This is a genomic window from Ferrovibrio terrae (assembly GCF_943372915.1).
Classification (GTDB): domain Bacteria; phylum Pseudomonadota; class Alphaproteobacteria; order Ferrovibrionales; family Ferrovibrionaceae; genus Ferrovibrio; species Ferrovibrio terrae_A.
In genome coordinates, this window is sequence record NZ_CALSAN010000044.1 from 21,721 (window position 1) to 28,536 (window position 6,816).

A 6,816-nucleotide genomic window follows, 5' to 3' on the forward strand; every position below is an offset into this window, starting at 1 on the left:
GATTTGGCCCGCGACGGCACCGCCACCCGCAAAGCCATCATGGATGCCGCCCAGGCCGTGATCCTGGAGACCGGCTTTTCCGCCGCCTCGATCGATTCAGTGATCGCGCGCGCCGGCGTCACCAAGGGTGCCTTCTTCTATCACTTCAAGACCAAGGCCGATCTGGCGCTGGCACTGGTGCAGCGCGATGCCAAGGCCGATGCCGCGCATCTGGAAACCAACCTGCAGCGCGCCGAAGCCTTGAGCCGCGATCCGCTGCAGCAGCTGCTGATCTGCATCGGCCTCTATGAAGAAGACATGGCCAAGCTGGCGGCACCCTATCCGGGCTGCCTCTATGCCTCCTTCATCTATGAGTCGCAGCTGTTCGATGCCACTACGATGGGCGTGGTGCGCCAGGTCTTCACGCACTGGACGCAGCGCATCGGCGGCAAGCTGGAAGCGGTGATGCGGCTGTATCCGCCGCGCCTGCCGGTGGATGTGAAGACGCTGGCCGAGACCAGCCTGGTGCTGGCCGAGGGCGCCTTCATCCTCTCCAAGGTACAGCGCGATGCCGGCGCGGTGGCGGCGCAGTGGCGGCATTACCGCAACTATCTCGAGCTGCTGTTCGCGCCTCACCTGCCCGAACCAAGTCGTCCTGCCGCTGACGCAGGCGTGACGCACAACACGCTGGACGCTGCGCTGCCGGCCCAATAGGCTTTGCGCATGGCGATGGGCGGACGTTTCGAGGATATCTACAGCCGGACCAAGCTGGCCTCGGGCCTTGTGCTGTTCACCTTCCTCGCCACGCATCTGATCAATCACACGCTGGGCATCATCTCGCTGGAGACGATGGATGCCGGCTCGCATCTGTTCAAGTTTGTCTGGCGCAGCTGGCCCGGTACCGTGCTGCTGTATGCGGCCGCAGTCCTGCACCCCCTGCTGGCCCTGTTCAACTGGCTGCGGCGCGGCCATTACCGCGGCATTCCGTGGCAGGGCTGGGTGCAGATCACGCTCGGCGTCTGCGTGCCGCCGCTGGTGATCGATCACATCATCGGCACGCGTGGCCTGAACAGCGCCCTCGGCCTCAACGACACCTATGCCTATGTGCTGACCGTGCAGTTCGTGCAGGAGCCGCTGATCGGCCTGCGCCAGAATATCCTGATCCTGATCGCCTGGGCGCATGGCTGCATCGGCGTCTATTACTGGCTGCGCATGAAATACAGCTTCGAACGCGCCTGGCCCTTCCTCTATGCCAGCGCGCTGATCCTGCCGATGCTGGCCACCATGGGCTATCTCACCGCCGGCCGCTCCGTGCTGCTGTCGATGCAGCAGCCGGAATGGCTGGAGCAGTTCCGCACCACCCTGAACTGGCCAGGCCCGGTGGCCTATGAGTTCGGCATGCGCAGCATCGACATCGCCTATATCGTGATGATCAGCCTGCTGGGTGCAGGTCTGCTCGGCCGGATTCTCGCGGCCCTGCTGCAGCGCCGGCGCGGCAGCGTCACCATCACCTATCCCGATGGCCGGCGCTTTCGCGGCCTGGCCGGCAGCCAAACCGTGCTGGAAGCCAGCCGCGCGATTGGATATCCGCATGCATCCGTCTGTGGCGGCCAGGGCCGCTGCTCGACCTGCCGCGTGCGCCTGAGCGGCCCGGGCAGCAGCATCCTGCCGCCGCCCGATGCGGCCGAGCAGAAAGTGCTGGAGCGCATCAAGGCCTCGCCCGGCGTGCGGCTGGCCTGCCAGATCCGCCCGCGCGAGGATATCGCAGTGATGCCGCTGCTGCCGGCCGGCGTGCCGACCAAGGTGGTCTATGGCACCGCCAACTACGCGCAGGGCTCGGAGCGGCGCATCGCCATCCTGTTTGCCGATCTGCGCGGCTTCACCAAGCTGTCGGAAGGCAAGCTGCCCTACGACGTCGTCTTCGTGCTGAACCAGTATTTCAAATCGATGGGCGAGGCGGTGGAAAGCGCCGGCGGCAAGCTGGACAAGTTCATCGGCGATGGCGTGATGGCGCTGTTCGGCATCGACGAGGGCGCCGATGAGGGCTGCCGGCGCGCACTCGATGCGGCGCGCCGCATGTCGGCCGCGCTGGTGCAGCTGAACGACGCGCTGAAAATGGATCTCGACCAGAAACTGCGCATCGGCATCGGGATTCACTGCGGGCCGGCCATCGTCGGCGAGATGGGCCATGGCAGTGCCATGCATCTGACCGCCGTGGGCGATGCGGTGAACACCGCCAGCCGGCTGGAAAGCGCCACCAAGGATTTCGGTGCTGAACTGGTGATCTCGGCCGAGGTGGCCGAGCGCGCCGGCACGGCCGCTCTGCAGGGCATGAGCTGGCAGCGCGAAAGCGTGGCCCTGCGCGGCAAATCCGAGCTGCTGGAGGTTCTGGTGGCGACCCGGATCGACGCGCGCGAACCGGTGGCCTGACACGCCGTTCGACGCCTTGATGCCGATCAAGCCGGCCGCCGCGACGGTATGCCATAGTCGTTTCGATCATCCGATCCCGCTGGAGCCCGCCATGACCGCCGTTCACACGCTGACCGACCAGGACACTGCCCTGCTGCATAGCCTGCGGCGCCATCGCGCCAGCCGGCGCCAGCAGCCGGCGGTGACCGTTGGCGTGCCGCTCGGTCCGCCGCCGACCCTGGGCGCGCGCATCGCCGACCGGGTCGCCAACGTGGTCGGTTCCTGGCGCTTCATCCTGGTGCAAAGCGGCCTGCTGCTTGCCTGGATCGTCGGCAACGCGATGGCCGGCAGCCCGGCCTGGGATCCCTATCCCTTCATCCTGCTCAACCTGATGCTTTCATTCCAGGCCGCCTATACCGCGCCGGTGATCATGATGAGCCAGAACCGCCTGTCAGAGATCGACCGCCGCCATGCCGAGGAGGATTACCGCGTCAACGTGAAGGCCGAACTGGAGATCGAGCTGCTGCACCAGAAGATCGACCTGCTGCGCGAACAGGAGATCCTCGCCCTGACCCGCGCCGTCGAGGCCCTGACGGCGCGGCTGGATGGCAGCAGGCCAGCGTAACGTCAGAACGTGACGCTGCTGCCCAGCCGGATCTCGCGCCCGCGGATCGGCGCATCGTTCTTCAGCATCGAGGTGTGCACGAGGCCGTCTTCATCGAACAGGTTCCTGCCCTGCAGGCTGATGGCGACGCCGCGCCGCTCGGCAAACGGCCGCCAGGTCAGCGCGGTGTTGAACAGGCGATAGCCGGCGGTGCCGGTTTCGTTGACGCCGTTGCGATCCTGGTCGGCAACCCCGACCATCTCCAGCCGGAAGGCCAGATCGTTTCTTTCCGCGACAAAGCCGAGACGATAGCCCAGCGGCGGGATCAGCGGCAGGGCGCGATGGTTGCTGCGATCCTCGGCCCGCACATAGTCGAGCCCGCCATCGAGGCCGAGCTTGCGGCCAGTATCGCTGTCGCGCCAGAAAGTCCATGCCGCTTCCAGCTCGGCGCCGCGGAATTCGGCCTCGGTCTGACTGTAGCGCAGCTCGTTGAGGTCTTCCTGCTGCTGGCCGGTGAAGGCGCCGTAGATGTAGTCGTTGAAGCGGGTGACAAACAGATTGATGCCGCCGGTGACATCGCCCTGCACCTTGCGCAGCGAGACTTCGGAATGCCAGGCGGTTTCCTTGTCGAGGCCGGCATTGCCGATCTCAAACGCCCGCGTCGCCAGATGCTTGCCGTTGGAATAGAGTTCTTCCGCCGTCGGCGCGCGTTCGGTGCGCGACAGCGAAACACCGGTTTGGTACATCGGCGTGAAGCGATAGGTGGCGCTGGCCGACAGGCTGGCAGCGGTGAAATCCCGACCGCCGCGGCTGCGCAGATTGTCGATCTCGACCCGCTCGGCCCGGCCGCCGAGCGCGAACAGCCAGGGGCCGGTATCCAGCTGTTCCAGCACGAACAGCGCGTTGCTATCGGTCTGGGTGGGGGCGATGTTGGCTTCCGCGCCCACGGCCTTGAAGTCACGGCGGCTGCTCTGCAGGCCGACCACGCCTTCGCTCCCGGCAAACAGTGGCTTGTGCAGCGCCTCGGCGCGCGCCTCCCAGCTGTTGTTGGAAAAGCGCGTGGCCGGCTGGCCGTTCGCCTCGATCTCATCATGCTGATAGCTGGCAACGCCGAACTTGAATTTCAGTTCGTCGAGAAAGCCGATGGGGTCGTACAGGCCGGCTTTCATATCGAGACGGCTCTGCTCGAGATCGATATGCACATTCTCGCCGCCGGGCACGCCGTAATAACTGTCGAAGCGGCTGACCGCCGCACCGGCATAGCCGTTTTCGCCGAGATACGACGCGCCGAGCGCGCCATTCTGGTTATGCAGCGATGAGTTGCGGATGCGCCGGTCATTGCCGGCGCGATAATCGTCGGCGGTCAGCGCGCCGCCTTCGCCATGCACCACAAAGCGATCGGTGACGGCGGCATCGACACCGGCGAAGCCGCTCTTGTCCTGCGCGCCACTGCCATAGTCAACGCGTGCATTGCCCGACAGGCCATCCTTCGGCGCAGCATCGGGGATGCGACCGTCGATCACATTGACCACGCCGCCAATGGCGGACGACCCGTAAAGCAGCGTGGCGGGACCGCGCAGCACCTCGATGCGTTTCGCCGATCCCACCGGCGCCACCACCGCATGGTCGGGGCTGACGGTGGCGGCATCGAAAGTGTCGATGCCGTTTTCCATGATGCGCACGCGCGGGCCGCCCTGGCCGCGGATGACCGGCCGGCTGGCGCCGGCACCGAACTGGGTGGCACTGACGCCCGGGGTGTTCTGCAGCGTTTCGCCCAGCGTGATGGCGCGGCGGCGATCCAGCGCGTCGCCTTCCAGCACCGTGCTGCCCTCGACCAGGTCGGCCTGGGCCGGGCTGAGCGGCGCGGTCACCACCACGGGGGAAAGCTGGGTCGGGGTGTCCTGCGCCACGGCCTGAGCAAGCGGGAACAGCAGGGCGAGACCGCTGCCCAGCAGCAGGCGGCGACGGATCGAAAGCGACATGGAAACCCCCGGGGAATTTGTTACTCTATAACGTTATAAAGTAACAAACTCGGGTGCAAGCCCTCCGCCTAAGGATTAAATCCTGTGGATTTCCGGGAAATCGTAGGGGAAAGGAGGCTTACTCGCCGTCTTTCTTCAGCATCCGGCCCAGCGGGCGGCCGCCGAAGATATGGACATGCAGATGCGGCACTTCCTGGTTGGCATTGGCACCGCAGTTGCTGAGCAGGCGATAGCCGTCGGTGGCAACGCCGAGCTGGCGCGCCACATCGCCGATCGCCTTCACGTAATCGGCCATCTCTTCGGCGCTGGCCTTGGCGGAGAAATCATCGAAGCCGACATAGGCGCCCTTGGGGATCACCAGCACATGCACCGGCGACAGCGGATTGATGTCGTGGAAGGCGAGACTGTGTGCGGTCTCATGCACCTTCTTGCAGGGAATCTCGCCGCGCAGAATCCTGGCGAAGATATTCTGGGGATTGTAAGCCTCGGCCATCACGCGTCTCCGTAAGCGTCAGGTCAGCTGACGCGCCTTTTTTTCCTCGATCCCCGACAGGCCCTCGCGGCGGCGCAGCTCGGCGCGGACATCCTCGATGGTGACATCGCAGTCGGCCCACAGCACCAGCAGGTGGAACACCAAGTCGGCACTTTCGGAGATCACCTCGGCGCGCGTCTCGGCCACCGCGGCAATCGCCAGCTCGACCGCTTCCTCGCCCATCTTCTGGGCGATCTTGGCGCGGCCCTTGGCGAACAGCTTGGCGGTATGCGACACGGCCGGGTCGCCGCCCTTGCGGCTGACGATCGTCTCATAGAGACGTTCCAGCAGGTCGCGATTTTCGCCAGACATTGCGGTGGCCTCCCGATCTTTCCTAGAGCCGGACCGGAATGCCGGCAGCGGCCATATGCTGTTTCGCCTCGCCAATGCTATGCCGGCCGAAGTGGAAAATCGAGGCTGCCAGCACCGCCGAAGCATGGCCTTTGGCTACACCATCGACGAAATGGTCCAGATTGCCGACGCCGCCAGAGGCGACCACCGGTATCGAGATACTGTCGGCCACCCGGCGGGTCAGTTCGAGGTCGAAGCCCTTTTCGGTGCCGTCGCGGTCCATCGAGGTGAGCAGGATCTCGCCTGCCCCCAGGCTGGCCATGCGCTGGGCCCATTCAATGGCGTCGAGCCCGGTGGCGGTGCGGCCGCCATGGGTGAAGACCTCCCACTTGCCGGGCGAGACCTGGCGCGCATCGATGGCCACCACCACGCACTGGCTGCCGAATTTCTCGGCCGCCTCGCGCACGAAATCGGGCCGGCTGACGGCGGCGGTGTTGATCGAGGTCTTGTCGGCGCCGGCCAGCAGCAGTTTGCGCACATCCTCCACCACGCGCACGCCACCGCCGACGGTGAGCGGCATGAAGCAGCGTTCGGCGGTGCGCGCCACCACGTCATACAGCGTGTCGCGCGCGTCCGATGAGGCGGTGATGTCGAGGAAGGTGAGTTCGTCGGCGCCGGCGGCGTCATAGACGGCGGCCTGTTCGACCGGATCGCCGGCATCGCGCAGGTTGACGAAATTGACGCCCTTGACGACGCGGCCGTCCTTCACATCGAGGCAGGGGATGATGCGGACCTTGAGGCTCATGCCGCTTCCTTCAGCGCCGCGGCCGGATCGATGCGGCCGTCATACAGCGCGCGGCCGAGAATGGCGCCATCGATGCCGGCACCGTTGGCGGCTTCCTTCTTCAGCGCGATCACATCCTCGATGCCGGCGAGGCCGCCCGAGGCGATCACCGGGATCGGCACCGCGCGCGCCATGGCGGCGGTGGCGGCGACATTGACGCCCTTCAGCAGGCCGT

Annotated in this window: 8 protein-coding genes; 3 read left to right on the plus strand and 5 right to left on the minus strand. The window is 65.8% G+C overall.

The window, feature by feature from the left end:
- Nucleotides 1-3: 3 nt before the first annotated feature.
- The 3 genes from AAG821_RS20370 to AAG821_RS20380 all read left to right on the plus strand — a co-directional run bounded on the left by AAG821_RS20370 (nucleotide 4) and on the right by AAG821_RS20380 (nucleotide 3,013).
- On the plus strand, nucleotides 4-693 hold the full coding sequence (locus tag AAG821_RS20370) for a TetR/AcrR family transcriptional regulator (protein WP_341915501.1): 690 nt from the start codon (nucleotides 4-6) through the stop codon (nucleotides 691-693).
- 9 nt (nucleotides 694-702) lie between these two features.
- Entirely contained in the window at nucleotides 703-2,409 is a 1,707-nt protein-coding gene (locus AAG821_RS20375; protein WP_341915500.1) for an adenylate/guanylate cyclase domain-containing protein, read from the plus strand.
- Between the two features lie 91 nt (nucleotides 2,410-2,500).
- Nucleotides 2,501-3,013, plus strand: coding sequence for a DUF1003 domain-containing protein (locus tag AAG821_RS20380; protein ID WP_341915499.1), 513 nt, complete (start codon nucleotides 2,501-2,503; stop codon nucleotides 3,011-3,013).
- Between the two features lie 2 nt (nucleotides 3,014-3,015).
- On the opposite strand, the gene AAG821_RS20385 is transcribed toward AAG821_RS20380, so the two are convergent.
- The 5 genes from AAG821_RS20385 to AAG821_RS20405 form a co-directional block, all read right to left on the minus strand.
- Nucleotides 3,016-4,974 (minus strand): TonB-dependent receptor, encoded by a 1,959-nt coding sequence (locus AAG821_RS20385; protein WP_341915497.1) that lies wholly within the window; start codon nucleotides 4,972-4,974, stop codon nucleotides 3,016-3,018.
- Nucleotides 4,975-5,092: 118 nt separating this feature from the next.
- Complete coding sequence (locus AAG821_RS20390) at nucleotides 5,093-5,467, minus strand: histidine triad nucleotide-binding protein (protein ID WP_341915496.1); 375 nt, start codon at nucleotides 5,465-5,467, stop codon at nucleotides 5,093-5,095.
- A gap of 18 nt (nucleotides 5,468-5,485) precedes the next feature.
- Entirely contained in the window at nucleotides 5,486-5,818 is a 333-nt protein-coding gene (locus AAG821_RS20395; protein ID WP_341898546.1) for a phosphoribosyl-ATP diphosphatase, read from the minus strand.
- A gap of 22 nt (nucleotides 5,819-5,840) precedes the next feature.
- Nucleotides 5,841-6,602, minus strand: a complete 762-nt coding sequence (gene hisF, locus AAG821_RS20400) for an imidazole glycerol phosphate synthase subunit HisF (RefSeq protein WP_341915495.1) — start codon at nucleotides 6,600-6,602, stop codon at nucleotides 5,841-5,843.
- Nucleotides 6,599-6,816 (minus strand): HisA/HisF-related TIM barrel protein (locus AAG821_RS20405; RefSeq protein WP_341915493.1); only part of this gene is annotated, 218 nt, incomplete at its 5' end. The genes AAG821_RS20405 and hisF, both read right to left, overlap by 4 nt.